The organism is Ornithinimicrobium carbonis (assembly GCF_977012275.1).
The window spans coordinates 3,461,467-3,485,790 of record NZ_OZ348993.1 but is presented as its reverse complement, the minus strand read 5'-3'; the positions used below and the strand labels follow the sequence as shown (position 1 = coordinate 3,485,790).

20 protein-coding genes and 2 pseudogenes are annotated in these 24,324 nt (G+C 74.2%); 13 read left to right on the top strand and 9 right to left on the bottom strand.

Annotation, left to right across the window (positions count from 1 at the left end; genetic code table 11):
• The first annotated feature begins 19 nt into the window (after positions 1-19).
• Together ACWHYA_RS15995 and ACWHYA_RS15990 are read left to right on the top strand one after the other, a co-directional pair.
• Positions 20-685 carry a VOC family protein gene (locus ACWHYA_RS15995; RefSeq protein WP_425940632.1) on the top strand — a complete coding sequence of 222 codons (666 nt, stop codon included), beginning with the start codon at positions 20-22 and terminating at the stop codon, positions 683-685.
• Entirely contained in the window at positions 675-2,132 is a 1,458-nt protein-coding gene (locus tag ACWHYA_RS15990; protein WP_425940634.1) for a glycoside hydrolase family 32 protein, read from the top strand. Before ACWHYA_RS15995 ends, ACWHYA_RS15990 begins: the two co-directional genes overlap by 11 nt.
• Here the strand turns inward: ACWHYA_RS15990 and ACWHYA_RS15985 are convergent.
• Together ACWHYA_RS15985 and ACWHYA_RS15980 are read right to left on the bottom strand one after the other, a co-directional pair.
• A complete protein-coding gene (locus ACWHYA_RS15985; RefSeq protein ID WP_425940636.1) occupies positions 2,068-2,634 on the bottom strand; it encodes a DUF488 domain-containing protein in 567 nt (188 codons plus the stop codon). The genes ACWHYA_RS15990 and ACWHYA_RS15985 overlap by 65 nt on opposite strands.
• Positions 2,635-3,008: 374 nt before the next feature.
• Positions 3,009-3,791: pseudogene (locus ACWHYA_RS15980) on the bottom strand (NYN domain-containing protein); the annotation flags it as partial.
• Positions 3,792-3,942: 151 nt separating this feature from the next.
• Between ACWHYA_RS15980 and ACWHYA_RS15975 the strand changes: the two are divergent.
• Positions 3,943-5,484: an SLC13 family permease gene (locus ACWHYA_RS15975; RefSeq protein ID WP_425940638.1), complete on the top strand. Its 1,542-nt coding sequence runs from the start codon at positions 3,943-3,945 to the stop codon at positions 5,482-5,484.
• Positions 5,485-5,553: 69 nt separating this feature from the next.
• Here the strand turns inward: ACWHYA_RS15975 and ACWHYA_RS15970 are convergent, their stop codons facing one another.
• Positions 5,554-6,852 carry an ABC transporter substrate-binding protein gene (locus ACWHYA_RS15970; protein ID WP_425940639.1) on the bottom strand — a complete coding sequence of 433 codons (1,299 nt, stop codon included), beginning with the start codon at positions 6,850-6,852 and terminating at the stop codon, positions 5,554-5,556.
• Positions 6,853-7,026: 174 nt separating this feature from the next.
• Between ACWHYA_RS15970 and ACWHYA_RS15965 the strand changes: the two genes are divergently transcribed.
• Positions 7,027-7,878: a L,D-transpeptidase family protein gene (locus ACWHYA_RS15965; protein WP_425940641.1), complete on the top strand. Its 852-nt coding sequence runs from the start codon at positions 7,027-7,029 to the stop codon at positions 7,876-7,878.
• A 25-nt stretch (positions 7,879-7,903) separates the two neighbouring features.
• Here the strand turns inward: ACWHYA_RS15965 and ACWHYA_RS15960 are convergent, their stop codons facing one another.
• On the bottom strand, positions 7,904-9,103 hold the full coding sequence (locus ACWHYA_RS15960; protein ID WP_425940643.1) for an acyl-CoA dehydrogenase family protein: 1,200 nt from the start codon (positions 9,101-9,103) through the stop codon (positions 7,904-7,906).
• Between the two features lie 130 nt (positions 9,104-9,233).
• On the opposite strand from ACWHYA_RS15960, the gene ACWHYA_RS15955 reads away from it, so the two are divergent.
• The 5 genes from ACWHYA_RS15955 to ACWHYA_RS15935 all read left to right on the top strand — a co-directional run bounded on the left by ACWHYA_RS15955 (position 9,234) and on the right by ACWHYA_RS15935 (position 12,925).
• Positions 9,234-9,542, top strand: a complete 309-nt coding sequence (locus ACWHYA_RS15955) for a hypothetical protein (protein ID WP_425940645.1) — start codon at positions 9,234-9,236, stop codon at positions 9,540-9,542.
• Positions 9,543-9,547: 5 nt separating this feature from the next.
• Complete coding sequence (locus tag ACWHYA_RS15950; RefSeq protein WP_425940647.1) at positions 9,548-10,453, top strand: FHA domain-containing protein; 906 nt, start codon at positions 9,548-9,550, stop codon at positions 10,451-10,453.
• An 83-nt stretch (positions 10,454-10,536) separates the two neighbouring features.
• Entirely contained in the window at positions 10,537-12,090 is a 1,554-nt protein-coding gene (gene amaB / locus ACWHYA_RS15945; RefSeq protein ID WP_425940649.1) for an L-piperidine-6-carboxylate dehydrogenase, read from the top strand.
• Positions 12,091-12,150: 60 nt separating this feature from the next.
• Positions 12,151-12,354, top strand: coding sequence for a hypothetical protein (locus tag ACWHYA_RS15940; RefSeq protein WP_425940651.1), 204 nt, complete (start codon positions 12,151-12,153; stop codon positions 12,352-12,354).
• A complete protein-coding gene (locus ACWHYA_RS15935) occupies positions 12,326-12,925 on the top strand; it encodes an SLOG cluster 4 domain-containing protein (RefSeq protein ID WP_425940653.1) in 600 nt (199 codons plus the stop codon). The genes ACWHYA_RS15940 and ACWHYA_RS15935 overlap by 29 nt, the downstream gene beginning before the upstream one ends.
• A 138-nt stretch (positions 12,926-13,063) precedes the next feature.
• On the opposite strand, the pseudogene ACWHYA_RS15930 reads toward ACWHYA_RS15935, so the two are convergent.
• Positions 13,064-13,283, bottom strand: a pseudogene (locus tag ACWHYA_RS15930) (MFS transporter); the annotation flags it as partial.
• Positions 13,284-13,344: 61 nt separating this feature from the next.
• Between ACWHYA_RS15930 and ACWHYA_RS15925 the strand changes: the two are divergent.
• Both ACWHYA_RS15925 and ACWHYA_RS15920 read left to right on the top strand, forming a co-directional pair.
• Positions 13,345-14,316: a quinone oxidoreductase family protein gene (locus tag ACWHYA_RS15925; RefSeq protein ID WP_425940654.1), complete on the top strand. Its 972-nt coding sequence runs from the start codon at positions 13,345-13,347 to the stop codon at positions 14,314-14,316.
• 323 nt (positions 14,317-14,639) lie between these two features.
• On the top strand, positions 14,640-17,108 hold the full coding sequence (locus tag ACWHYA_RS15920; RefSeq protein WP_431473707.1) for a hypothetical protein: 2,469 nt from the start codon (positions 14,640-14,642) through the stop codon (positions 17,106-17,108).
• A gap of 46 nt (positions 17,109-17,154) precedes the next feature.
• Here the strand turns inward: ACWHYA_RS15920 and ACWHYA_RS15915 are convergent, their stop codons facing one another.
• The 3 genes from ACWHYA_RS15915 to ACWHYA_RS15905 all read right to left on the bottom strand — a co-directional run bounded on the left by ACWHYA_RS15915 (position 17,155) and on the right by ACWHYA_RS15905 (position 20,844).
• Positions 17,155-18,090, bottom strand: a complete 936-nt coding sequence (locus ACWHYA_RS15915; RefSeq protein ID WP_425940657.1) for an aldo/keto reductase — start codon at positions 18,088-18,090, stop codon at positions 17,155-17,157.
• Between the two features lie 81 nt (positions 18,091-18,171).
• Complete coding sequence (locus tag ACWHYA_RS15910; RefSeq protein ID WP_425940658.1) at positions 18,172-19,053, bottom strand: DUF72 domain-containing protein; 882 nt, start codon at positions 19,051-19,053, stop codon at positions 18,172-18,174.
• A 282-nt stretch (positions 19,054-19,335) separates the two neighbouring features.
• Positions 19,336-20,844 (bottom strand): DEAD/DEAH box helicase, encoded by a 1,509-nt coding sequence (locus tag ACWHYA_RS15905; protein ID WP_425940660.1) that lies wholly within the window; start codon positions 20,842-20,844, stop codon positions 19,336-19,338.
• A gap of 172 nt (positions 20,845-21,016) precedes the next feature.
• Here ACWHYA_RS15905 and ACWHYA_RS15900 point away from each other — a divergent pair, with 172 nt between their 5' ends.
• Together ACWHYA_RS15900 and ACWHYA_RS15895 are read left to right on the top strand one after the other, a co-directional pair.
• Positions 21,017-22,087 carry a diacylglycerol/lipid kinase family protein gene (locus ACWHYA_RS15900; RefSeq protein ID WP_425940662.1) on the top strand — a complete coding sequence of 357 codons (1,071 nt, stop codon included), beginning with the start codon at positions 21,017-21,019 and terminating at the stop codon, positions 22,085-22,087.
• Between the two features lie 14 nt (positions 22,088-22,101).
• Positions 22,102-23,328, top strand: a complete 1,227-nt coding sequence (locus tag ACWHYA_RS15895; protein WP_425940663.1) for a saccharopine dehydrogenase family protein — start codon at positions 22,102-22,104, stop codon at positions 23,326-23,328.
• 20 nt (positions 23,329-23,348) lie between these two features.
• Here ACWHYA_RS15895 and ACWHYA_RS15890 read toward each other — a convergent pair whose 3' ends face one another.
• The gene (locus ACWHYA_RS15890) at positions 23,349-24,320 is read right to left on the bottom strand and encodes an ERCC4 domain-containing protein (protein ID WP_425940665.1); all 972 of its coding nucleotides are present in this window, start codon (positions 24,318-24,320) and stop codon (positions 23,349-23,351) included.
• Positions 24,321-24,324 lie beyond the last annotated feature (4 nt).

The following is a 24,324-nucleotide window of genomic DNA, read 5'->3' as shown; positions in this document are numbered from 1 at the left end:
ATGGTTGAGGATGTCCCTCATGCCCGCCGCCCTCGACCACCTCGTCCTGGCCGTCCCCCACCTGGAGGACGCGGTGCTGGACCTGGCGCGCCGGACGGGGGTGCAGCCGGTCGCGGGCGGTGCCCATCCCGGGCGGGGGACCCGCAACGCCCTGGTGGGGATGACCTGGCAGGGGCGACGCCGGTGCTACCTGGAGCTGCTGGCACCCGACCCGGACCAGCCCCCGGTGGCACCGGAGGAGACGATGCTCGGGCTGGGGACCCTGGGGGCGGACTTCGTCCCCCGGCTGCACGCCTGGGCGGTGCAGCCGCAGGACCTGGACGCCGCGCTCGCCGCGGCGGAGGCGGCGGGGGTGGACGCCGGGCACCCCGTCGCCGCGAGCAGGGAGCTGCCCGACGGCACCCGCCTGGCCTGGCGGCTGGCGGTGCCCCGTCCGCTGGGCCACGGCGGCGTGCAGCCGTTCCTCATCGCCTGGGACGGGCCCCACCCCACCGACGCCTCGATGCCGACCCTGGAGCTCGTCGAGCTCGCGGTCGACCACCCCGACCCGGAGGCCGTGGCCCGGGACCTGGCCGCCCTGGGCGTCCGCGTCGAGGTGCACCGCGGTCCCGAGCCCCGCCTGCACGCCGTGCTGGACAGCCCCGAGGGGCGGATCGAGCTGGGGGAGTGCTGCCGTGGGCGATGACGGCGACCCAGGCGGTGACGGCGACCACCACGGCCGCGACGGGGACGACCACGGCCGCGACGGGGACGACCACGGCCGCGACGGCGACGACCACGGCGGTGCCGGGGGCGACCACGGCGGTGCCGGGGGCGACCACGGCGGTGCCGCGTGCGGCGCACCCGACGGGACGGCATACCACCTCAGGCCGCGGAGCGGCTGGCTCAACGACCCCAACGGGATGGTCTTCACCGGAGGGCGCTGGCACGTCTTCTACCAGCACAACCCCGAGGCCGCGCGGCACGACCGGATCGCGTGGGGGCACGCCAGCAGCACGGACCTGCTCCGGTGGGAGCACCACCCGGTCGCCTTCGGACCCACCGAGGGCGGGCCGGACGCGTTCGGCTGCTGGAGCGGGGTGGTCGTGCCCACGGCGGACGGGGCCGTGGCCCTCTACACCGGGGTGGTCGACGAGACCCAGGTGAGCACCGTCTGCCTGCGGCATGGGGACGAGGACCTCGTGCTCTGGTCGGCCCCCCAGGTGGTCGCGGCCCAGCCGGGCGCTCCGGTCCGGGTTATGCGCGACCCGTTCGTCCTCCAGCACGGGGGTCGGCGCTGGGCGCTGCTCGGCGCCGGACTGGAGGACGGGACCCCTGCGGTCCTGCTCTACGACTGCACGGACCTGGACGACTGGCTCTACGCCGGGATCTGGCTGCGTGGCGAGGGTGTCGAGCTCGCCGGGGCGCTCCCCGCGGACGTGTGGGAGTGCCCGCAGCTGGTCCTGCTGGGCGACGGCGATGCGGCGCTGATCCTGTCCCTGCACGACCGGGGCCGGTTGACCCGGGTCGTGTCGGTGGGGGGCAGGATCCTCGACGAGGGGGGCGTGCCCCGCTTCGCCCCCTCGGGGGTGGAGGTGCTGGACGCCGGGCAGGCCTTCTACGCGCCGCAGGTCGCCGCGGACCCGGGGCCGGGCGCCTGGCTCATGGGGTGGGTGCGCGAGGAGGACCGGCCCGCCGGTGGGCCTGACCATGCCGGCTGCCTGACCCTTCCCCGGCGGGTCGTGCGCGATCCCGACGGTGGTCACGAGGGCGCGGTCCGCCTGGTGCTCGACCCGCTGGTGGCGGCCGGGCTGCCCCTCGGTGCTGTCGGGACCCCCGCCTCCGGGGCGGACGAGGTGCTCGACCGCGCCGCACAGGTCGAGGCGCTCGCCGACGGTGCCCGGCTGGTGCACCCCGAGCTGGGAGCGGTGGACCTGAGAGCGGGCACGCGGGTCCTCGTCGACGCGGACGTGGTGGAGGTCTACCCCGTCGCCGGTCCGACGATCACCCACCGTCACCCCCGGCCGTGGTCCCTCGTCGTCCCGGCCGAGGCCGCTGCTCCCGTCGTCGAGGTGCGCCCGGTCGAGGTCAGCCGGTTGCGTCCCCGCTCCACACCAGCCGACCGTCCGGACCCCGTCGAGCCCCGTCGCTGAGGGTGTGCGCGGTGACCCGGCCGTCGTGCATGAGGTGTCCGACGGGCGTCGCCTGCTCGCCGAGAACCACGTCCGCCACGATCCGGCGGTGGCAGCGCCACCAGACCGCCTCCGAGCACATCACCGCCGTGCGCCCGCGCAGATCCCCGGACAGCCCGGCCACCAGGTCGGCCAGTCCGTCGCGGAACGGCGGCTCGCGGGTCCAGGCGGCGTAGGCCCGGAACTGCTCGACGCGCCACCAGGTGTCCGGGTTGTCGGCGCGCTCCGCGGCGTCGAGCCGTCGGCGGCCGCCCAACCGCTCGTCCCACCGGTACCCGACCCCGACGTCGGCGAGCAGGTCCTCCAGGGCGGGGCGTCCCGCGGCCGGGTTGGTGCGGCTGCCCGGATAACGGCGGACGTCGACGACCAGGGCGATGCCGGCCGAGCGGACGAGGTCGCCCAGGCCCTCGGCGTCGAGCGTCCCGTGGCCGAACGTGAGCAGGGCGGGGTCCGTCCCGACCACGGCGTCCCTCAGGCGTCCCCGCCGGCCGGGCTCGTGGTTCCCGACGTGGCACGGCGGCTGGCCGTTCGGCGGGTGGGCGTGCGCCGCACGGGCGGCTTCTGCTCGGTGGCGGTGTCGGGGGCCTGGGTGGCGGGGGAGTCCGGCACGGGCGCGTCCGCACCGGTGCTGTTCTCCACGTCGTCCTTCTCGGCCGCGCCCTTCTCGGCCGCGCCCTGGGCCGCGGCGGCCCGGGACGACCCGGCCCGCGTCCTCCTGGCCGGTGCCTTCTCGACGGTCGCTTCGGCCGCCTTCTCCACCTTCTCGGGTGCTTTCTCCGCCGACTTCTCCATCGACTTCGCGGGTGCCTTCGCGGGTGTCTTCGTCGTCGCGGACGCCTTCGTCGACCGTCCGCCCCTCTTCTGCCGCAGGCGCACCATGAGGTGGGCGCCCTCGGTCATCGTCTCCAGGTAGGGCTGGTCCTGCACCAGCTGGGACAGCTTGGCGTAGCCGAACTCGCGCGGGTCGAAGTCGGCGTGCGCCCGGTTCAGGTGCTGGCCGACGACGCTCAACCGGCTCCAGCCGTCGTCGCCCGAGGTGGCGTTGACCCCCTTGGTCAGGGCGCTCTGCAGGTTGATGGACGGGGTGGTGCTCCCGCGGTCGTCCTCACCGGCCGTGTCCGGCCCGGCGTCCTCGGGCCCGTCGTCCTCGAGCTGCCGGTGGTCCTGGTCCTGCTCCTGGAGCACCTCCAGGAAGATGAACTGGTCCACCGCGCGGCGCAGCGACTCGGGGGTCTTCCGCCGCCCGAGGCCGAAGACCCGCTTTCCGGACTCGCGGAGCCGGGTGGCCAGCCGGGTGAAGTCGGAGTCGGAGGAGACCAGGGCGAAGGCCTCGACGTTGCCCTGCCACAGCAGGTCCATCGCATCGATGATGAGCGCGGAGTCTGAGGAGTTCTTGCCCACGGTGTAGGCGAACTGCTGCACCGGCTGGATGGCGTGACGGTGCAGCTCGGACTTCCACCCCACCAGATGCTGGGTCGTCCAGTCGCCGTAGGCCCGCTTGACCGTCGGGGTGCCGTACTTGGCCAGCTCCTCCAGGACGGACTCGGCGTGCTTGGCGGAGACGTTGTCGCAGTCGATGAGCACGGCGATCCGGGTCGAGCTGCTGGCGTCGGTATCCACGCCTCGAACCCTACGCCAGCGTCTTCAGCGCCAAGACCTCGACGACTGATAATCCGCAAGAATCAATCCGCAGTGATTTGAGTCTTTTTCTGTACCTTGCAACGCCCTAGCGTGAATGGGGACCCCGTCCGACGACCGCAGAGGTATTCCCATGACGATGACGAGCGAGGCGACCACGCCCAGCACCCCGGTGGCCGACGCCGGGGACTCCTTCGACCCCGCGGGTCCACGCCGGTGGTGGCTGGTGGCCCTGGGTCCGGTGGTCGCCCTCGTCCTCGCGCTCCTGCTCCCGTCGTCGCTCCCGGTCGAGGGCAGGGTGGTGGCCGGCACGGCCGCGTGGATGGCGCTGTGGTGGATGACCGAGGCGGCACCCATCCCGGTCACCTCGCTCCTGCCGCTGGCCGTCTTCCCCCTGCTCGACTCGGCCTCGATGTCGGACGTCGCGGCCCCCTATGCCAATCCCGTCGTCTTCCTCGTCATGGGCGGCGTGATCCTGGGGCTGGCCACCGAGAGGTCCAACCTGCACACCCGGATCGCGCTGCTGACCATCCGGGCGGTCGGGACCCGCTCCTCCCAGATGGTGCTGGGCCTGATGCTGGCCTCGGCCCTCATCTCCGCGTGGGTGTCCAACACCGCGACCGCGGTCATCATGGTGCCGATCGCCGTCTCGGTCCTCCACCTCGTCCGCGAGGTGGACCCGGCGTCCGCAGGCCCGAAGTTTGCCGCCTCGCTGCTGCTGGGCGTCGCCTACGGAGTGACCATCGGTTCCACGGCCACGGTGATCGGCCAGCCGCCCATGGCTCTGATGAAGGCCTATCTGGCCGACGCGCACGAGATCGACGTCGCGTTCGGCCGCTGGATGCTCGTCGGTGTCCCGTGGGCTGCGATCATGCTGGTCATCGCCTGGCTCGTGCTCACGAAGCTGGTCTTCCGTCCCGAGGTCGACCGGATTCCCGGCGGCAAGGAGATGATCCACGACCAGCTCCGCGGGTTGGGGTCCATGTCGACGGCCGAGCGACGGGTGGCCGCGATCTTCGCGGTCGCGATCTTCTTCTGGGTCGCCGTGCCGTTCATCGTGGACATCCCCGCGGTGGGGGCCGCACTGCCGTTCCTGGCCTCCATCTCCGACCCGCAGGTGGCCATGGTGGCGGCCATCGCGTGCTTCCTGGTGCCCGCGGAACGTCGGTCGGTCGACCCGGACGGCATCCCGTTGCTGAGGTGGAGCGCCGCCCGTGACATCCCCTGGGGACTGCTGCTCCTGTTCGGCGGGGGTCTGTCCCTCTCGGCCATGTTCTCCGCCACCGGTCTCAGCGCCTGGATCGGGGAGCAGGTCGGCGGACTGGAGGGCATGTCCCCGCTGCTGATCCTGGTCGTGGTCGCCGTCGTCGGTCTGGGTCTGACGGAGCTGACCTCCAACACCGCGACGGCCGCGGCCTTCTTCCCCATCTTCGGCGCCGTCGCCGTGGGCATCGGCATGGATCCCCTGCTGATGACGATCACGGTGACCCTGGCGGTCTGCTCGGCCTACATGCTCCCTGTGGCCACTCCCTCCAACGCTGTGGCCTTCGGCTCCGGCGAGGTGAGCATCAAGCAGATGGTCCGGGCAGGGGTGTGGCTGAACATCATCTCGCTGCTCGTCGCGGTCCTGATGCTGTACACCCTGGTCCCCCTCGTCTTCGGCGTCGGTCTCTGACGACGGGGCAGTTGCCCCGTCGTCGAACCGCCCCCGGTGGTGAAGAGGGAGGGAACGAGCCCCGGGCCTTCAGACCGCCACGCGCTCCAGCTCCTCCTCGACGAGCGGGACCAGGGCGTCCAGCTCGGCCTGCGGCTCGGCCCCCTCCCGCACCACCCTGCCCATCATCTCGGCCCAGGCAGCCTGCGCCCGAGGGGTCCACAGCAGCGGCGTCTGCACGTGGCCGTGCTCGACGACGTAGGCGGCCACGTCCTTGGCCGGACCGTCGGCCAGGACGTCGGCCTGGGGGACGAGGCTCAGCCGGGCCGGGATGTGCACGCCGTAGGAGGTCGCGAAGTCCAGCTGGTGCTCGGTCTTCTCCACCCACAGCCACCGGGCGAAGTCCCGGGCCGCCTCGACGTCGGTCGCACGGGCCGAGACGCAGGACCCGTAGGCCCCGACGGGCACCGAGGGGGACCCGCCGGGCATGGACGGCCAGGGGATGGCCCCGACGTCGTCGCCGAGCTCGGCCCGGATCTGCGGAAAGGTCCACAGGCCGGTCCACTGCATGGCGGCCCGGCCGGACGTCAGCGGGGCCGGGTCGTCCCAGTCCTGCGGCGAGTCCAGCAGCAGCACCTCGTCGGTCCAGAACGTGCGCAGCACCGTCAGGGCCTCGGCCGCGCCGGCCGAGTCGAAGGCGACCTCGTCGTCCTCCAGGTAGTCCAGGCCCGCCGACCACAGCATCGGGCCGCCCATCCGCTGGGCACCGCCGTCGTTGCCGAGGAAGAGGCCCTTGACCTGGTCGGTGGTCAGCTCGCGGGCCGCGACCTGCAGGTCCTCCATCGTGCGCGGCGGCTCGAGGCCCATCTGCTCGAGCAGGCTGGGCCGGTAGACGAGCACCTGGGTGTCGATGACCTGGGGGATCGCCCAGATCTTCCCGTCGTAGGTCATCCGCTCGATCATCGACGGGGTGAAGTCGGCCAGGGCGTCCCCGAAGACGTCCGTCAGGTCGACCACGAGGCCGTCCCGGATCATGTCGACCGAGGGTCCGTTGGGGTACTCGAACACGTCGGGACCCTCGCCGCCCACCAGGGCGGTCACGGTCGTGCGGTCGTAGGCCCCGGGCTGCCAGCTCACGGTGACGTCGGCGGCCTCGTACTCGGCGGCGTAGCGCTCGACCGCCTCCCGCACCCCCTCCTCGCCGTACTGGTGGTACCACTGCTGCAACCGCGGGGCAGGTCCGCCGGCGGTCCCCGTCGCGGTCGTCCCGTCCCCGGTCATCGGCACGGGCCGGGTCCCGACGTCGCAGGCCGCGAGCACCGCGCCGAGGGCCGCGCTCCCGCCCAGCGCGAGCACGGAGCGGCGGGACAGGGGCGGCGACGGTGCCATGCAGGTCCTCCCGGAGGGGTCGGCCGACGTGTGGGAACACTGTATGACGTGGGCGTGCGCCCCACCCGTCGGTGGTCACGATTCGGCAACGACCGCGTGTCGCCCGGGGGCCACCGGTCCGGTCCGTGCGTCCAATGGCGGACGCGTCGACGCCGCACACGGGGAGGACCGGGCATGAGGTTGCAGCGATACGAGGGGGTGCCGCAGGCCCTCACCCGGCTGCCGATGCACCGGCGGGACCTGCTCCGGGGCGGTCTGGGTCTTGTCACCGGCGCGGTGCTGGGCGGGCTCGCCGACACGTACGACCGGGTCGTCGCCGCGCCGCCGCCACCCCCGCCGGAGCCTGAGCCTGAGCCCGAGCCCGAGCCGGAGCCCGAGCCCGAACCGGAGCCCGAGCCGCCCCCGCCGCCCCAGCCCGCGGCATACCAGCGTGGTGACGCCGGCGACGGGGTGCTGGCGCTGCAGCAGCAGCTGGGGTCGACCGGCTACTGGTGCGGCACCCCCGACGCCGTGTTCGGCCACCTGACCCAGCAGGCGGTCTGGGCCGTGCAGAAGGCCCACGGCCTCGTGCGCGACGGCATCGCCGGGCCAGCGACCCAGGCGGCCGTGGAGACCGGCTACCGGCCGGCCCCCGTGGCCGGCGGGGACCACGTGGAGGTCCACCTCGGGCCGCAGCTCCTCCTCGTCGTCCGCGGAGGAGCGACGACGATGGTGTTCAACACCTCCACCGGCAACGGTGAGCCCTACGAGTTCAGGGGGAACGAGTACACCGCCCAGACCCCCTCCGGCGACTTCGTCGTGGGCTTCATGGACTCCGTGGGCACGCTCGGCGACGGTTGGCGCGAGGGCGAGCTCGGCGAGCTGTACCGCCCGATGTTCTACGACGGCAACTATGCGGTGCACGGCTCCGGGTCGATCCCGCCCTGGCCCGCGTCGCACGGCTGCGCCCGGATCTCCACCGCCGCGATGGACATGTTCTGGGCCGACGGGATGCTCGGGATGGGCGGCCGCGTCCTCGTCGTCTGAGCGGCGGTGGCCCTGAGGGGTCGGCCTACCTGAACGCCTGGTGGCCCGTCAGCGCCTGTCCCACGACCAGGGTGTGCATCTCCTCGGTGCCCTCGTAGGTGAGCACCGACTCCAGGTTGTTGGCGTGCCGCATGACCGGGTAGTCCCCGGAGACGCCGTTGGCGCCGAGCACCGTGCGGGCGCTGCGGCACACCTCGATCGCGGCGGTGACGTTGTGGAGCTTGCCGACGCTGACCTGCTCGGGACGGAGCAGCTCGCGGTCCTTGAGCCGGCCCAGGTGCAGGGCCAGTAGCTGCCCCGTGGCCAGCGTCTGGTGCATCCGGGCCAGCTTGGCCTGGGTGAGCTGGAAGGCCGCGATGGGCCGGCCGAACTGCTCGCGCTCCACCGCGTAGTCGCGGGCCGTCACGAACGCCGTCCGCGCCGCCCCCATCGATCCCCACACGATCCCGTACCGCGCCTCGTCGAGGCAGGCGAGCGGGGAGCGCAGGCCCCCGGACTCCGGCAGGACGGCGTCGGCGGGCAGCCGGACCCCCTGGAGGACCAGCTCGGAGGTCACCGAGGCCCGCAGCGACATCTTCCCGGTGATCTCGGGGGCGGAGAATCCTGGGGTGTCGGTGGGGACGACGAACCCCCGGACGGTGTCCCGCCCCTCCGGGTCGCCCTCGGTGCGCGCCCACACGACGGCGACGTCGGCCACCGACCCGTTGGTGATCCACGTCTTGGTCCCCTCCAGCACCCACTCGTCCCCGTCGCGGCGCGCCCGGGTGCGCATGGACCCGGGGTCGGAGCCGTGGTCGGGCTCGGTGAGGCCGAAGCAGCCGATCGCCTCGCCCGCGGCCATCGCGGGCAGCCACCGCTGCTTGTGCTCCTGGCTGCCGAACCGCCAGATCGCGAACATCGCCAGGGAGCCCTGCACCGACACCAGCGAGCGCACCCCGGAGTCGGCGGCCTCCAGCTCCAGGCACGCCAGGCCGTAGTCGACGGCGCTCATCCCCGCGCAGCCGTAGCCCTGCAGGTGCATCCCCATGAGGCCGTGGGCGCCGAAGACCCGCGCCAGCTCGCGCACCGGCGCCCGCCCCTGCTCGTACCACTCCGCGACGAAGGGCAGGACGTGCTCGGCGCACACCGCGCGCACACTGTCGCGCACCGCACGCTCCTCCTCGGTGAGGACGGCGTCGAGGTCGATCAGGTCGACGGGCAGGTCGGTGCTGCTCAGGCGGGCCACGGTGCGCTCCTGCGGGTATGGGGTGGGTGCGGCTCAGCCTACGGGTGCCCCTTGCGTCGACGGCCCGGTGGTGTCACACTGACAGACATTGGACAAAGGTTGTCCAAAGATGAACCAAGGAGATGCAGACATGACCGAGCTCACCAGCCCCGCCAGCACCACCGTCAGCCCGGGCGGCCCCGGGACCGCCCCGGCCGCCGACGGGTCCGGCGCCGTCTCGTGGACGGACCTCGCCAAGGAGATGTGGAGCTACCTGACCGGCCAAGGGGCCGCGATCAACTACAGCTTCGTCGACATGGCCGTCGAGGTCCCCCGGGACACCGGCCCCGACGCCCCCCGCGCCACCTGGAAGCTGGACGGGACGCTGCGCATCACCACCGAGGAGCACGCCTCCGACACCGGCCGGGGCCACGACGCCACCGCCTCCGACAGGGCGTGACCGTCGTGTCCGCGCCCACCGCGGCCCCGGCGGCCCCGCGCCTGCACGTGGAGGCCGACCTCACCCTGACGGTGGACACCGGTCCTGCCGCCGACGACCCCGGCCGCCGGCTCACCGGTCGCGTCACCGGGTCGGGGTCGACGCTGACGGTGCACCTGGACGGGCTGGACGTCCTGCCGATGGGCGCGGACCTGCGCACGACCGTGGACCCGGTCCGCGACCTCGCACGGCTGCTGGCCGACGACGGGCTGACCGTGGTCGTCGAGGGCGACCATGGCCGGATCCTGTCGCTCGGCAGGGTCCGCGCCTCGATCCTCGACCGTGCCCTGACCGGGTCGGCCCACATCGCGCTGCACGACCGGCGGGCCGCCCTGCGGCTGGCGCGGTCGAAGGGGGACGCGGGCGCCCCGTCGCTGCGGGGGCTGGTGCCCCCGTCCACGCCGTGGCCACCCGCCCCCACCGTCGCCCCGCCCCGCCGGCGGCACGTGACCACCACGCACGATCCTCTCGGGGGCGGGCGTCCGCGCCTCGTCTACTACACCGCCCCGCCGGAGCAGGGTGGCGCCCGGACGGAGCTGGACCTGCGCCGGGGCACCACGACGATCGGGTCGGGCCCGGAGGACGACCTCGTCCTCGAGGGGCTGGCGCCGGGCCAGCTGCAGGTGCGGCGCAACCCAGCCACCGACGAGTACGAGGTGGTGCCGGTCGCCGGTGAGTCCGTCCGCGTGCACGGGGCCGAGGTCGATCGACCCGTGCCGCTGCGGACCGGTGCGGTCGTGTCCGTGGGCCGCTGGTCGCTGACCTACCGGCGGGAGGAGTACGCCGACCACGGCCGGCCCTACGGCGGTCGGGCGGGCGGGGAGTTCGCCCGCCAGCGGCCGCAGCCCCCCCGGCCCCGCTACCAGGGATAGGTCCCCGCTCGGCTGTGGCAGGGTGAGGGGCCCCGGGACCTCCGGTCCCGGGGCCCACCCGAGCACCCTGGAAGGATCCTCCCGTGCCGTCCCAGCCCCACCGCATACCCGCGTCCCTGCCGACCGAGGAGGAGCTGCGCGCCCGGGCCGAGGCCGCGGCGCGCGCCTGCGGGGTGGACCTGGACGCCCGGCGGGGGGCGCACGAGGGCCGCTCCCCGGTGACGGGCGGCGTGGTGTCCTCGCTGGAGTGGGACGGGCCCGACGAGGTGGGCGAGGCGGTCCGGCGCGCGCGGGAGGCGTTCGAGGGATGGCGCACCGTGCCGGCCCCGGTGCGCGGGGCCCTGGTCAAGCGGTGGGCCGAGCTGCTGACTGAGCACAAGGAGGACCTGGCCGCGCTGGTGACCGTCGAGGCCGGGAAGGTGACCTCGGAGGCGCTCGGCGAGGTGCAGGAGATGATCGACGTCTGCGACCTCGCCGTCGGGCTGTCGCGGCAGCTCTACGGGCGGACGATGCCCTCGGAGAGGCCCGGGCACCGGCTCAGCGAGACGTGGCACCCGCTGGGCGTCGTCGGGGTGGTCTCGGCGTTCAACTTCCCGGTCGCCGTGTGGTCGTGGAACACCGCGGTCGCCCTGGTCTGCGGCGACCCGGTGGTGTGGAAGCCCTCCGAGCGGACGCCGCTGTGCGCGCTCGCCGCCGACGCGCTGCTGGGGCGGGCGATCCGTGAGGCGGGGCATCCCGAGGCGCTCTCCCAGGTGCTGCTGGGCGGTCCCGAGGTCGGGGAGGCGCTGGCCGCCGACCGTGGGGTGGCCCTGCTCAGCGCCACCGGCTCGACCCGCATGGGGCGCTCGGTCGGGCCGGTCGTCGCCGGACGGCTCGGGCGCAGCCTGCTCGAGCTCGGGGGCAACAACGCCGCCGTCGTCGCACCCAGCGCAGACCTCGACCTGGCGGTCCGGGGGATCGTCTTCTCCGCCGCCGGCACCGCGGGGCAGCGGTGCACGACCATGCGCCGGGTGATCGCCCACGTGGACGTGGCGGAGGAGCTCACCCGGCGGCTCGCGTCCGCCTACCGCAGCCTGAAGGTGGGGGACCCGTCGGGTGCGGGGACGCTGGTGGGGCCGCTGCTCGACGGACGGTCCTTCGAGACCTTCAGCAGCGCGGTGGACCGGGCCGTCCAGGACGGGGGCGAGCTGCTCGCCGGAGGTGATCGGGTGCTCGCCGAGGAGGCGCCGGAGGCGTTCTACGTCCGGCCGGCCGTCGTCCGGATGCCGCGGCAGACCGAGGTGGTGCACACCGAGACGTTCGCCCCGCTGCTCTACGTGATGACCTACGAGGAGCTCCCGGAGGCGGTGGCGATGAACAACGCCGTGCCACAGGGCCTGTCGTCGAGCATCTTCACCCGCGACCAGGCCGAGGCCGAGCTGTTCTGCTCGGCGGAGGGGTCGGACTGCGGGATCGTCAACGTCAACATCGGGACCTCGGGGGCCGAGATCGGCGGCGCGTTCGGCGGGGAGAAGGACACCGGCGGCGGTCGGGAGTCCGGGTCGGACGCGTGGAAGGCCTACATGCGGCGCGTCACCACGACGGTGAACTACTCCGGCGAGCTGCCCCTCGCCCAGGGAGTGACGTTCGAGGTCTGAGGGGCGACACTGGAGGAGGCGGCGACGACGCCGCCGGCACCGCGACCCCAGGAGCATCCGATGAACCGCAGCACCGACCGGTCACAGGACCCCTCGCCCTTCGCCTGGATCTTCGGCGGGGCGCTGGCGATGGTCGCCGCCATAAGCATCGTCCGGGCCGTCACCGGCCGTCGAGGACGGGCGGCCAGCAGCAGCCCGGTGGCGTCGGTCGTCCCCTCCTCGGGCAGCACCGCCGATGATGAGCTCTCCGGCCACCCCAGCTGACCGGTCAACGGGGGGCGAGGCAGACGCGGGCCACGCGGGCTACGTCGGGGTCGTCGGGCCGGGGGACGGTGCCACGGCCGAGCAGGTCGGGCTGGCCAGGGACGTCGGCCAGGCCCTGGGGCGGCGGGGGTCCGTGGTCGTCACCGGTGGACTGGGCGGCGTGATGGCCGCGGCGGCGCAGGGGTGCCGCGCGGCGGGCGGCCTGAGCGTGGGGCTGCTGCTCCCGGGCCGGGAACGGGGCGCGGCCGGGGAGCACCACACGGTCGTCCTGCCCACCGGGCTGGGCGAGCTGCGCAACGGCCTGCTGGTGCGCGTCAGCGACGTGGTCGTGGCCGTCGGGTCGAGCTGGGGAACCCTCAGCGAGGTGGCGCTCGCGTGCCGGACGGGGGTGCCGGTCGTCCTGCTGGGGTGGGACGCCGACCTGCTGGGCGGCACCGACGGACCCGGGCGTCCGCCGGTGCGGGCCGGGTCGGTCGAGGAGACGATCGCCCTGGTGGCCCACCTGCTGCATCAGGGCGAGAGGGCGGCGTCCTCCTCGGCCCACACGCAGCCCGGTCCCTGCCCCGGGTAGAAGCCACCGCAGTCGGCGCCCAGCTGCTCCTCGGCCGATCCGGAGGGGGCCGCGAACCACAGGTCGTCGCAGGCCTGAATGTCGCCCGCCTGGCAGGCCCCCACGAGGGTCTGCAGCTCCGGCCCCGGTCACCCGGGCGCCCGTGACCAGGAGCGGGACGGCATACCCCAGCAGGTGGCCGGAGGTGACCCGGAGGACCTCGTTGACGCTGGCGTCGAGGCCGTCGATGAGGGCGGGCGTGGCCACCGAGACGATGGTGGTGCCGGCCAGGACCATGAAACCCGATGACCAGCGCCCACAGCGCCGGCCGCGGTTCGCGGGGGCTTTGGCGGTCCGGTGCGACGGTGCGGGTGGACACAGGGGAGCCGCAGGGGGTGCCTCCGACGGTCGGGCCCCGTCGGCGTGGGTAGGGTCGGGACATGCGTGCAGTCATCGTGGAGCAGCCCGGAGGGCCGGAGGCCCTCACCGTCGTCGAGCGGGAGACGCCGGAGCCCGGCCCCGGCGAGGTCCGCGTCGACCTGGCGGCCGGGGGGATCAACTTCATCGACGTCTACCAGCGCAGCGGCAGGTACCCGTTGCCGCTGCCGTTCGTCGGTGGGAACGAGGGGTCGGGAACGGTCTCCGCCCTCGGTGAGGGCGTGGAGGACGTGCAGGTGGGCGACCGCGTCGCGTGGGCGATGGCCCCCGGGAGCGGGTATGCCGAGCAGGTCCTGGTCCCGGCCGCGCGGGTGGTCCCGGTGCCGGAGGGGATGGAGCTCGAGCTGGGGGCCGCGGTGATGCTGCAGGGCATGACGGCCCACTACCTGGTGAACTCGACCTTCGAGGCCGCCGAGGGGCAGACCGCGGTGGTGACGGCTGCCGCCGGTGGGGTCGGCCTGCTGCTGTGCCAGCTGCTGCGCGCCAAGGGCGTGCGGGTGATCGGGACCGTGGGAAGCCAGGAGAAGGTCGAGCTGGCCAAGGAGGCGGGCGCGGACGAGGTCGTGCTCTATCGCGACGTCGACCTCGCGGAGGAGGTGCAGCGTCTGACCGACGGGGACGGCGTGCACGTCGTCTACGACGGGGTCGGCAAGGACACGTTCGACGCCGGGATCGCGGTGCTGCGCCCCCGCGGGATGATGGTGCTCTTCGGCGCGGCCAGCGGGCCGGTGCCCCCGGTCGACCCGATGGCGCTCAACCACGGCGGGTCGCTCTACCTGACCCGGCCGTCGCTGGCGCACTACGCGGCCGAGCGTGAGGAGCTGCTGTGGCGGGCCGGCGACGTGCTCGGCGGGGTGGCCGACGGGTCGCTGAAGGTGCGGATCGGCGGACGATATCCCCTGGCAGAGGCCCGGCGGGCGCATGAGGACCTTGAGGCGGGTGGCACCACGGGGAAGCTGCTGCTCGTGCCCTGACTCGCCTACCTGACCTGGTCTGCCCTACCTGACCTTTGACCTGATCTGAACCGGGTGTTCGCGCGGCCCTCACGTTCCTGACGTGGGGGCCGCTCGCGTCGGTCTGGCCGCCCGAGGCCCCCGCGAGCCAGCCCTGCGGGGTTCTCGCGCGGTGGGGGACACGCGAGCTGGGGATACCTCTTGCCATGTTCGAACACATGTCCTAATATGGGTCTCAGGCAGGGGGATGTCTGGGGAGGAGGGGTTCGATGGGTGGCAGTCGCAGTGCCGGTCGTGGTGGTGGGGCGTCGTGGGTGTCGGGTGGGTCGGGTCCTGGTGTCGCTGTGGTGGAGCCGCCGTGGGAGGACATCGAGCCCTACGACGCCGAGGCCTGCGCCCTCGGAGAGTCACTGGTGTGGCAGGAGCTGACCGGTCCCGGAGCCTGGGCGGAGCCTGCGGCCGAGCACGACCCGGGGTTGACGTTGCGGGATCCGATCGGCGCCGTGGGTCGCGTCCTGTCCGATCTGGGACTGGAGGCCGCGACGGTGGAGGCGATGGCTGGTGCGGCGGTGGTGGCGGCCGAGCACGAGGGAGTTCTCACTGCCCCGGCCATGGACCTGGAGGCCGTCCACGGGGTGGGGGCGTTGGCGTTGTTGCGGTGCCGGATGGAGGCGGTGCAGCTGGTCGCGGTGGCGGATCTGGCGGTGCGCACGGGGCGGCGGCTGCTGCAGGAGAAGGGGGTCGAGGATCCGGCGGGGTTGTCGGCCACGGCCTGGGGGAAGTGGCGGGCGCGGGTGAAGTCGTTGGTGGCTGCCGAGCTGGAGGTGGCCCTGGGTCTGGGCCGCGGAGAGGCCCGGGACATGGTCGCGGTGGCGTGCGCGCCGGAGGGGATCGTCGGAGCGGTGCTGGGTGCGTTGCGCCGCGGTGAGGTGCCCTGGCACCTGGTGCGCCGGTTCTGGACCAAGGCAGGGTCGCTGCCGACCGAGGACGTGACCATGATCGGCGCGGCGCTCTTCGGCAGCGACGTTGCGTGCGCGGCGCCGGAGCGGCTGGACCCGGACGGGCAGCTGCACGGACGGGCGTGGGCGGTCAAGGAGTTCTACGCCGCGCTCGAGCGTGAGGTGGTCCGGGCCAGGGGCAGGGACGAGCGGTCCGCGCGGGCCGCCCGCGACGAGGCGGTCGCGGGGCGGGACGCGTGGTTGCGGGTGCACGACGACGGGACCGCCACGGTGGGTGTGCGCACCCCGTTGATCTCGGGCGTGGGCGTGTTCGCCCGCATCGACCGGATGGCCAGGACGTTGAGGGGTGCGGGGGAGGAACGCTCGCTGGCGCAGCTGCGCTCGGACCTGTGCGCCGGTCTCCTGCTGCACGGCACGGTCGCGATTCCGCAGGTCGTCGATGAGCTGCTCACACCGCAGGACCTGGACGCCCTGGCCGCGGTGACGACGGCGACCCCACCGGTGAACCTGCAGGTCGTGGTCCCCTGGGACTCCCTGACCGGGACGGTGGCCTGTCCGAGGTGCGCCCACACCCACCCCGGCCCCGGTCGCGGGCGTGCCCACGGACCGGGCGGCGAAGGTGGGGGTAGCGTCCAAGGCCGGGGTGGCGGTAGCCATGGCGGAGCAGGCAGCAGTGGCGGAGGCGGTAGCGAGGGAAACCGGGGTGGAGATGGTCCGGCCGACGTCGGGTCGTTGACCCTGGCCGGCCCTGGCTGGCCTCCGCTGCCGGACTGGCTCGCCCGACGATGCGGGGACCAGTCTGCCCTGCCGTCCTCAGCAGGGCCACCGACCCCGCCAGGAGCGTCACCGCCCTCGCCCGACGCGCCGCCCTCTCCGGGCGCGCCGCCCTCTCCGGGCGCGCCGCCCTCTCCGGGCGCGCCGCCCTCGCCGGGCGCGCCAGCACCGATGGCCGTGCCACCGGGCTGGCCGGTGGTGGGGCAGGTCCCGTTGCCGGGGGTCGCGTGGTCGGGCACGGTGGCCGAGCTGGTGGGGCTGCACCCGGCGTTCCTGACCCCGGGTGGGGCCCGGGAGCTGGCGCTGGCACCGGGCACGACGATGCACCGGATCCTGGTCGACCCGGCCGACGGGCGGTGCATCGAGCGCACGATCGCCGCCTACCGGCCCGACGCGGACATGCGCCGCCAAATCGCCGCGGCCGACGTGTACGGGCGCGGCCCGGGGGAGCGGACCCCGCCGCAGCGCTGGCAGCTCGACCACGAGCACGAGCACCAGGACGGCGGTCCCACGGCCGAGACCAACCTCAACGGCAAGGGCGTCTTCTTCCACGCGCTCAAGACCGCCCGGCTGTGGTCCTCGGCGATGAACCAACGCCGCGACCTGACCTGGACCACCCTGCTGCGACAGGTCGTGACCACCCGCGGGCACGACTACCGCCAGTACCTGACCCGCCTCGATGCCCTGGCCCCCGCCTCGGACCTCGACGACCCCGACGGTACGCAACGGTGGGCCGACCGGGCCGACCTGGCCAACCGCCTCCTGTACGCCGCGATCGTGCACCGCCACGCCGGCGCCCCGGCCCGCGCCACCGACGACCTCGTCGACGCCGAGGCCTACGACCTGCGCCTGGCCGGCTGGGCCAGCATCGACCCCCGCCTGGCCCTGGCCCGCGACGGCCGCCACGCCGACCTCAAAGGCCCCACCCCCGAACAGCTCCTCGACATCAAGGACACCCCCGGCGCGAAGACACCCGACACCCCCCGCACCCAGGACCCCTGGGCGTCAAGGACCGCCAGCCAGGGCCACACCGACGGCTGGGCCACCCGCCCCGCCCCCGACGACCCCCCACCCTTCTGAGCTCTCCAGCGCCCCGACCTCGACCCGGGGAACAGCGGGCACTCGGTCAGAAGCCCTCGGAAGCCTCGTCAAGCCGGCGCACGTCCTCGTCGCTCAGTGTCGTGGTCGCAGCGGCCAGCAGCGGCGCGAGCTGCTCGGGTCGGGACACGGACGCGATCGGTGCGGTCGCCCCCTTGGCCAGCAGCCACGCGAGCGCCACCGTCGCGGGCTCGACCCCGTGCCGACCGGCGACGTCGACGAGCACGTCCACCACCCTGAGCCCACCCGCCTCGAAGTAGCGCCGGGCCGCTCCACCCCGGGGCGCTCCTTCGAAGTCCGACTCGGACCGGTACTTCCCGGTGAGGAACCCCGAGGCCAGCGCCGGATACGGGAACACCAACACCTGCTCGTCCACCACGATGGGTGCGTAGTCCCGCTCGTAGGTCTCGCGGGACACCAGAGACCAGCGCGGCTGCACCGCGACCGGCACCGCGGCACCCTCCTGACGGGCCGTCTCGAACCACTCGCGCATGCGTGCCGGCGAGAAGTTCGACAGGCCCACAGCCCGGGCCTTGCCCGCCCGGACCACCTCGTCGAACGCCCCGACCTGCTCGGCCACCGGCACGTCCTCGTCGTCGAAGTGCGCGTAGTACAGGTCGACGTGGTCGGTCTGGAGCCGCTCGAGCGACTCGTCGACCGCCGCCAGCACGTTTGCCCGCGACAGTCCCTCACGCCCGGGCTTTCGGGCCACCTTGGTCGGCACGAGCACGTCGTCCCGCCGCCCCCGCGCCGCCAGCCACGAGCCGATGATCGTCTCCGACTGGCCACCACGATCGTCCACCCAGGCGGCGTAGGAGTCGGCGGTGTCCACGAAGGTGCCGCCCGCCTCCACGAACGCGTCGAGCACCGCGTGCGACGTCTTCTCGTCCGCCGTCCAGCCGAAGGCGTTGCCGCCGAGGTTCAGGGGGAAGATCTCCAGGGGGCTGCCCGGCAGCTGCGGCATGCGTGGTCCTCTCGGGTATGGAGTACGAGTGCGCTGGCAGCACTGTAGGCCCCGCCCCACGGCCAGCCGTGCCTCACCCGGTCACCCCTGCACGTCGCTCGGGCCCCGCTCCCCGGGCAGACGCGACGAGGCGGTCACCCCGAGCACGTCGGCCAGCCGCATCGCGTCGTGCGGCGCGTGCACCTTGACGTCGTTGTCGAAGTAGACGAACACCTCGGCCTGCTCGGCCCAGCCCCGGATGCGCTGCGCCCACACGCCCAGGGCCTCCTCGCCATACCCGCTGGTGTAGAGCTCGGTGTCCCCGTGCAGGCGCACGTACACGACGGGCGCGGTCACCACGTCGTAGTAGGGCCAGAGCCCGGCGGCGTCGGCGACGACGATCCCGACGCCGTGCCGCCGCAGCAGGTCGAGCAGCTCGGCGTTGTCGGCGAAGGTGGGGTGGCGCACCTCGAGCACGTGCCGCAGCGGACGCTCCGGGTCGGGTCCGGGGGAGGTCCAGGCGGGTTCGCGCAGACGGTCGTCGTGCTGGGCGGCCAGCTCTGCGGCCTGGTATGCCGTGCGCGGCAGGCGGGCGAGGAAGGCGTCCAGGCGGTCGTGGTCGTAGCGGAAGCGCGGGGCCAGCTGCCACAGGAACGGCCCGAGCCGGTGCTCCAGGGCGAGCGGGCCGGAGGCGAAGAAGTTGGCCAGCGCCGTGTCGACGTCGCGCAGCTTCTTCATGTGCGTGATGAACCGGCTCCCCTTGACCGACAGGACCGTGTCGGGCGGTGTCTGCTCGGCCCAGGCCCGGTAGCTGCTGGGACGCTGAAGGGAGTAGAACGACCCGTTGATCTCGACGGTGTCCAGGCAGCGGGAGGCGTACTCCAGCTCGCGACGCTGCAGCAGCCCGGGCGGGTAGAAGACGCCGCGCCAGGGGGCGTACCTCCAGCCGGAGATGCCGATGCGGATCCGGTGGGTGGTGCTCACCCCACCGACCGTAGGCCAGCACCTGGTGGACCGTCGGTCGGAGCGGCAGGCCGGACGCCGGCACCTTCGGTGGCGGTGGCGGTGGCGGTGGCGGTGGCGGTGGCCGACGACGACGGCGGTGGCCCACGACGACGGCGGGGGCCCACGACGACGGCGGGGGCCGACCCTGAGGTCGACCCCCGCCGTCAAGATGCGTGGTGCGGTGCGTGACGCCGTGCGCTGCGTGGTGCCCTGCGTGACGCCGTGCGCTGTGTGACGCCGTGCGGTGCAGCCTGCCGCGGCTCAGCGACCTCCGCGGCTCCCGCTGCTGGAGGAGGAGAAGGCCACGACCGAACCGCCGCCGGAGCCGCTCCGCGAGCGTCCGCCGGAGCGACCACCGCCGGCGCCGCCGCCTCCGCCGGTACGGGCGGGGCGTCCCTGGCCCGAGCCCGCGGCGCTGCCGCGACCGCGGCCTCCGCCACCGGCTGCGCTACGGCCGCCACCGGCTGCGCGGCCTCCGCCGCCGTTGCCGCTGCCACGGCCGCCACCGTTGCCTCGACCGCCACCGTTGCCGCGGCCACGCCCCTGGCCACCGCTCTGCTCCGGGACGGCCAGCTGCAGGCCACCGGGGACGAGCGTGCGCTCACCGGGAGCGAGCTCGACGAGCACGGGGTGCTCGGGGTGGGCCTTGGTGATCGTCGGCCTGATGCCGGCGGCGCGGGTCAGCGAACGTACGTCGCGGACCTGGTCGTCGGTCATGATCGTGATGACGGTGCCCGATGCGCCGGCGCGGGCGGTGCGGCCCGAGCGGTGCAGGTAGGCCTTGTGCTCGACCGGCGGGTCGGCGTGCACGACGAGCGCCACGTCGTCGACGTGGATGCCGCGGGCGGCGATGTCGGTGGCCACCAGGGTGGTCGCCGTGCCGGACTGGAAGGCGTCCAGGTTGCGCACCCGGGCGTTCTGGGCGAGGTTGCCGTGCAGCTCCACCGTGGGCACGCCCGCGCCGTTGAGCTGCTTGGCCAGCTTCTTCGCGCCGTGCTTGGTCCGGGTGAACATGACGACCCGACCGGGCGCGGACGCCAGGTCGGTGAGCACCGGGAGCCGGTGGCCGGCGTCGATGTGCAGCACGTGGTGCGCCATGGTCGAGATCGGCGACTGGGCCGAGTCCGCGTGGTGGGTGACCGGGCGGTCGAGGTAGCGCTTGACGATGACGTCGATCCCGGCGTCCAGCGTCGCGGAGAACAGCATGCGCTGGCCCTCCCGCGGGGTGCGGTCGAGCAGCCGCTTGACCGCGGGCAGGAAGCCCAGGTCGGACATGTGGTCGGCCTCGTCCAGGACGGTGATCTGCACCGATCCGAGGTCCGCGTGGCGCTGGCTGATGAGGTCCTCGAGCCGGCCGGGCGTGGCCACGAGCACGTCGACGCCCGCTTGCAGCGCCCGCACCTGCGGGTTCTGGCCGACGCCGCCGAAGATGGTCAGGGTGGACAGCCCGGCGGCCTTGGCCAGCGGGGCCAGCGCCTCGTCGAGCTGGCGCACCAGTTCACGGGTCGGCGCCAGGATGAGGGCCCGGGGGGCACGCCCACGGGTCGCGGACCGGCGGGCGTCGGCACCGGTGCTGAGCCGGGTGACGAGCGGCAGGAGGAAGGCGTAGGACTTGCCCGACCCGGTGCGGCCGCGGCCCAGGACGTCCCGGCCGGCCATCGAGTCGGGCAGCGTGGCGGCCTGGATGGGCGTGGGCACGGTGATGCCGCGCTCGGCCAGGAGGGAGGACAGGTGGGCGGGCACGCCGAGGTCGGCGAAGCTGGAGGTCACTAAGAAAGTCTTTCGAGACGTATGCGGTGTCTCACCCGGCGCGCAGGCCCCCGGCGGGAGCGGCGCGACCTTGGGGGCTGCCCGGAGCACCTGGGAAGGTGGGGGAGGGCGGCGCACAGATCGGGCACCCCGAGGCGAGACGGTGCGGGGCGCTGGAACCAGTGTAGCGGTCGTGGACGCCCGTCCCGGACACCGACGCCCCGGACCGGTGTGGACCTACGCTGGAGGCCCCAGCCGACCGAGGACCGACGAAGGAGCAGACCTGACCGCCGACGCCGACGTCACGAGGGCCGACCACCGTCGACCGGTCCTCGTCCTGGCCAGACCCCCCGGGGACGACGACGAGCACTCCCGGGTCGAGCGCGTGCGCCGCCTCCTCGCGACGGCCGCAGCGCCGGCACAGGTCGAGGTCAGGACCCCCGGGTCCGACGAGGAGTATGCCGCCGCCGCCTCCTCCCTCGCCGGTCCCGTCCGGCGCGACGTGGTCGTCCTCGGCGGTGACGGCTCCGTCCACCGGCTGCTGCAGGAGCTGCACGACCAGCGCCTGCTGCCGGCCACGGTCGGGCTGGTGCCCACCGGGACCGGGAACGACCTGGCCCGCTCCGCCGGCATCCCGCTCGACCCGGAGGCCGCAGCACCGCTCGCGGCCACGGGCCGTCCCGACCCACGCGGGATGCTGGTGGACGACACCGGCGGTGTGGTCGTCAACGCGGTCCACGCCGGCGTCGCCGCGGAGGCCACCGCCCACGCGGGCGAGGTCAAGGGGGTGTTCGGCAAGGCGGCGTACGCGGTCGGCGCCCTCCGGGCCGGACTGACGTCCCGCGGCTGGCACCTGAGGATCGTCGTCGACGGAGCGACCGTGGTCGACGGCTCGGCCCCCGTCCTCATGGTCACCCTCGCCCTGGGCTCCTCGGTCGGGGGCGGGACCCTCGTGGCGCCGGCCGCCCGGCCCGACGACGGCCTCGCCGAGGTCGTGGTCGCCCTGGGCACCTCTCCCGCGGCGCGCACGAGCTTCGCCCGCGACCTGCGCAAGGGACGGCACACCCGGCGTTCCGACGTCACCGTGACCCGGGGCCGGGAGGTGCTCGTCGAGGCGGTGGGGCCGCGGGACGCGTTCCACGTCAGCGCCGACGGGGAGGTCCCGCCGGGGCGGCTCCGGCGACGGACCTGGCGGGTCGAGCCCGACGCCTGGCGGTTGCGGGTGCCCGGGAGCCCACCGGCCGCGTCCCTGCCGCGGCCATGACCGACGATGGACGCATGACGGACGACACGCGCGACCTCGACATCACCCTCTACGGCGCCACCGGTTTCGTGGGTCGGCTCGTCGCCGAGCATCTGGTGGCCACCGCCCCCGAGGGTGTGCGGATCGGCCTGGGCGGCCGTTCCCGCGACCGGCTGGCGGCCGTCCGGTCCACGCTCGGCCCGCGCGCGGCCGACTGGCCCCTCGTCGTGGCCGACGCCGCCGACGAACCGGCCCTGTGGGCGATGGCCGCCCGGTCCGCGGTGGTGGTGAGCACCGTCGGGCCCTACCAGCGCTACGGCATGCCGCTGGTGGTGGCCTGCGCCGAGGAGGGGACCGACTACGCCGACCTCACCGGGGAGGTGCTCTTCGTGCGGGAGGCGATCGAGCGGGCGCACGGGACGGCCCGGGGGACGGGGGCGCGGATCGTCGTCTCGTGCGGGTTCGACTCGGTGCCCTCCGACCTGGGCGTCCACCTGCTGCACCGGGCGGCCGAGGCGGACGGAGCGGGCGGCCTGACCGACACCACGCTGTGGGTGCGACGGATACGGGGAGGCATCAGCGGCGGCACGATCGACTCCCTGCGCGCCCAGCTGGAGCGGATGCGCCAGGACCCCTCGCTGCGCCGGGTCGTCCTCGACCCCGAGGCGCTCAGCGGCGGGGCGACCGGCACGCCGGGTCAGCGGGACGTGTGGCGGCCGTTCGTGGAGGAGCGCAGCGGCCGCTGGGCCGCCCCATTCTTCATGGGGCCCTACAACACCCGCGTCGTCCGGCGCTCCCACGCGCTCACCGAGGGTGGCTACGGGCCCCGGTTCCGCTACCGCGAGCTCGTGCCCACCGGGCGCGGGGCCAGGGGCGCGCTGCGGGCGAAGGCGATGGTCGCCGGGCTCGGCACGTTCATGGGCGCGCTCGCCCTGCCGGTCGTGGGTCCGCTCGTGGAGCGCCGGCTGCCGGCACCGGGGGAGGGTCCGGACCGGGCGAGGCGCGAGGCGGGCTCGTTCCGCACCGAGACGGAGACGACCACCGAGAACGGGACCCGGTATGCCGCCACCGTCGCCGCGCAGGGCGACCCCGGGTATGCCGCCACCTCGGTCATGCTCGGACAGGCGGCGCTGACGCTGGTCGCCACGCGCGGCTCGGGCGACGGCGGGGTGCTGACCCCCGCCGTGGCGATCGGCGACGCGCTGGCCGAGGCGCTCCGCGCGCAGGGGTTCTCCCTGGACGTGCGCCGCCTCGACGCCTGAGCCCAGCCTCGCCGGGCGGGTCAGCCCTCCGGGTCCCCGGCCCGACCGCCGCGCCGTTCGAAGGCCGCCGAGATCTCCTGCGGGATCCGACCGCGGTCGGAGACGGCATACCCCTCCTGCCGCGCCCACGCCCGCACCTGGGCGGCGGTGGGCGGACGCGCGGACGGCAGGGGGCTCGCCTCGCCGCCGACGTGGGCCTCCTCGGCGGCGTGGGTGAGTGCCGCCGCCAGGAAGCGGTAGGTCCACTCCTGGGCCAGGGAACGGTTCTCACAGAACACGATCGGCACGGCAGGGAAACGCGCCTGGCACTCGCCGAGGGAGTCGGCGACGACGGCCGGACGGACCCGGTCGAGCTTGAAGACGGAGGAGTAGCGCTCCTCGACGACGACCGCGGCAGCGGGGAGAGCGGAGAGGTCGGCCAGGACGTAGCGCATCCGGCCGCTCGTCAGCGTGGAGACCAGGTCCGGCAACGACTTCCGCTCGACGGAGGCGACCAGACGACCCTGGACCTCGACACCGTAGTCGCCGGCCACCAGGGCCTGGCGCCGGGTGAGGACCTGCTGGTGGTCGAAGGTCCAGGCGTAGCGCTCGTGGCTGTCGACGAGCACCTCCAGGCCGGCGACGCCGGAGGCGCGGGCCGTGGGGAGGGCGACCGCGGGCCGTGCCTGCCTGGCCGTCCGCGCGGTCTGCCAGAAGATGGCCTCGCGACCCCCGCGGACGCGGGTGAGCACGAACTGCGAGCGGTTCTCCCGGCCGCGGGCCAGGACCAGGTCGATGCTCGCCCCCCGACGCACGCACGAGCGGGTCGGCACGGCCTCGACGATGTCCGGGTCCCGGGGCCAGCCGGCGGCGCGGTGGCAGTAGATCTTGCCGGTGCGCGGCCAGGTGTCGCGCGCCTTGAGCACCACGCCCTCCGGCCCCAGCGGGATGCGCAGCAGGTAGGGCAGCGAGGTGCCCTCCTCGGGGTTGCGGGCGATGAGGAAGTCGTCCACGACG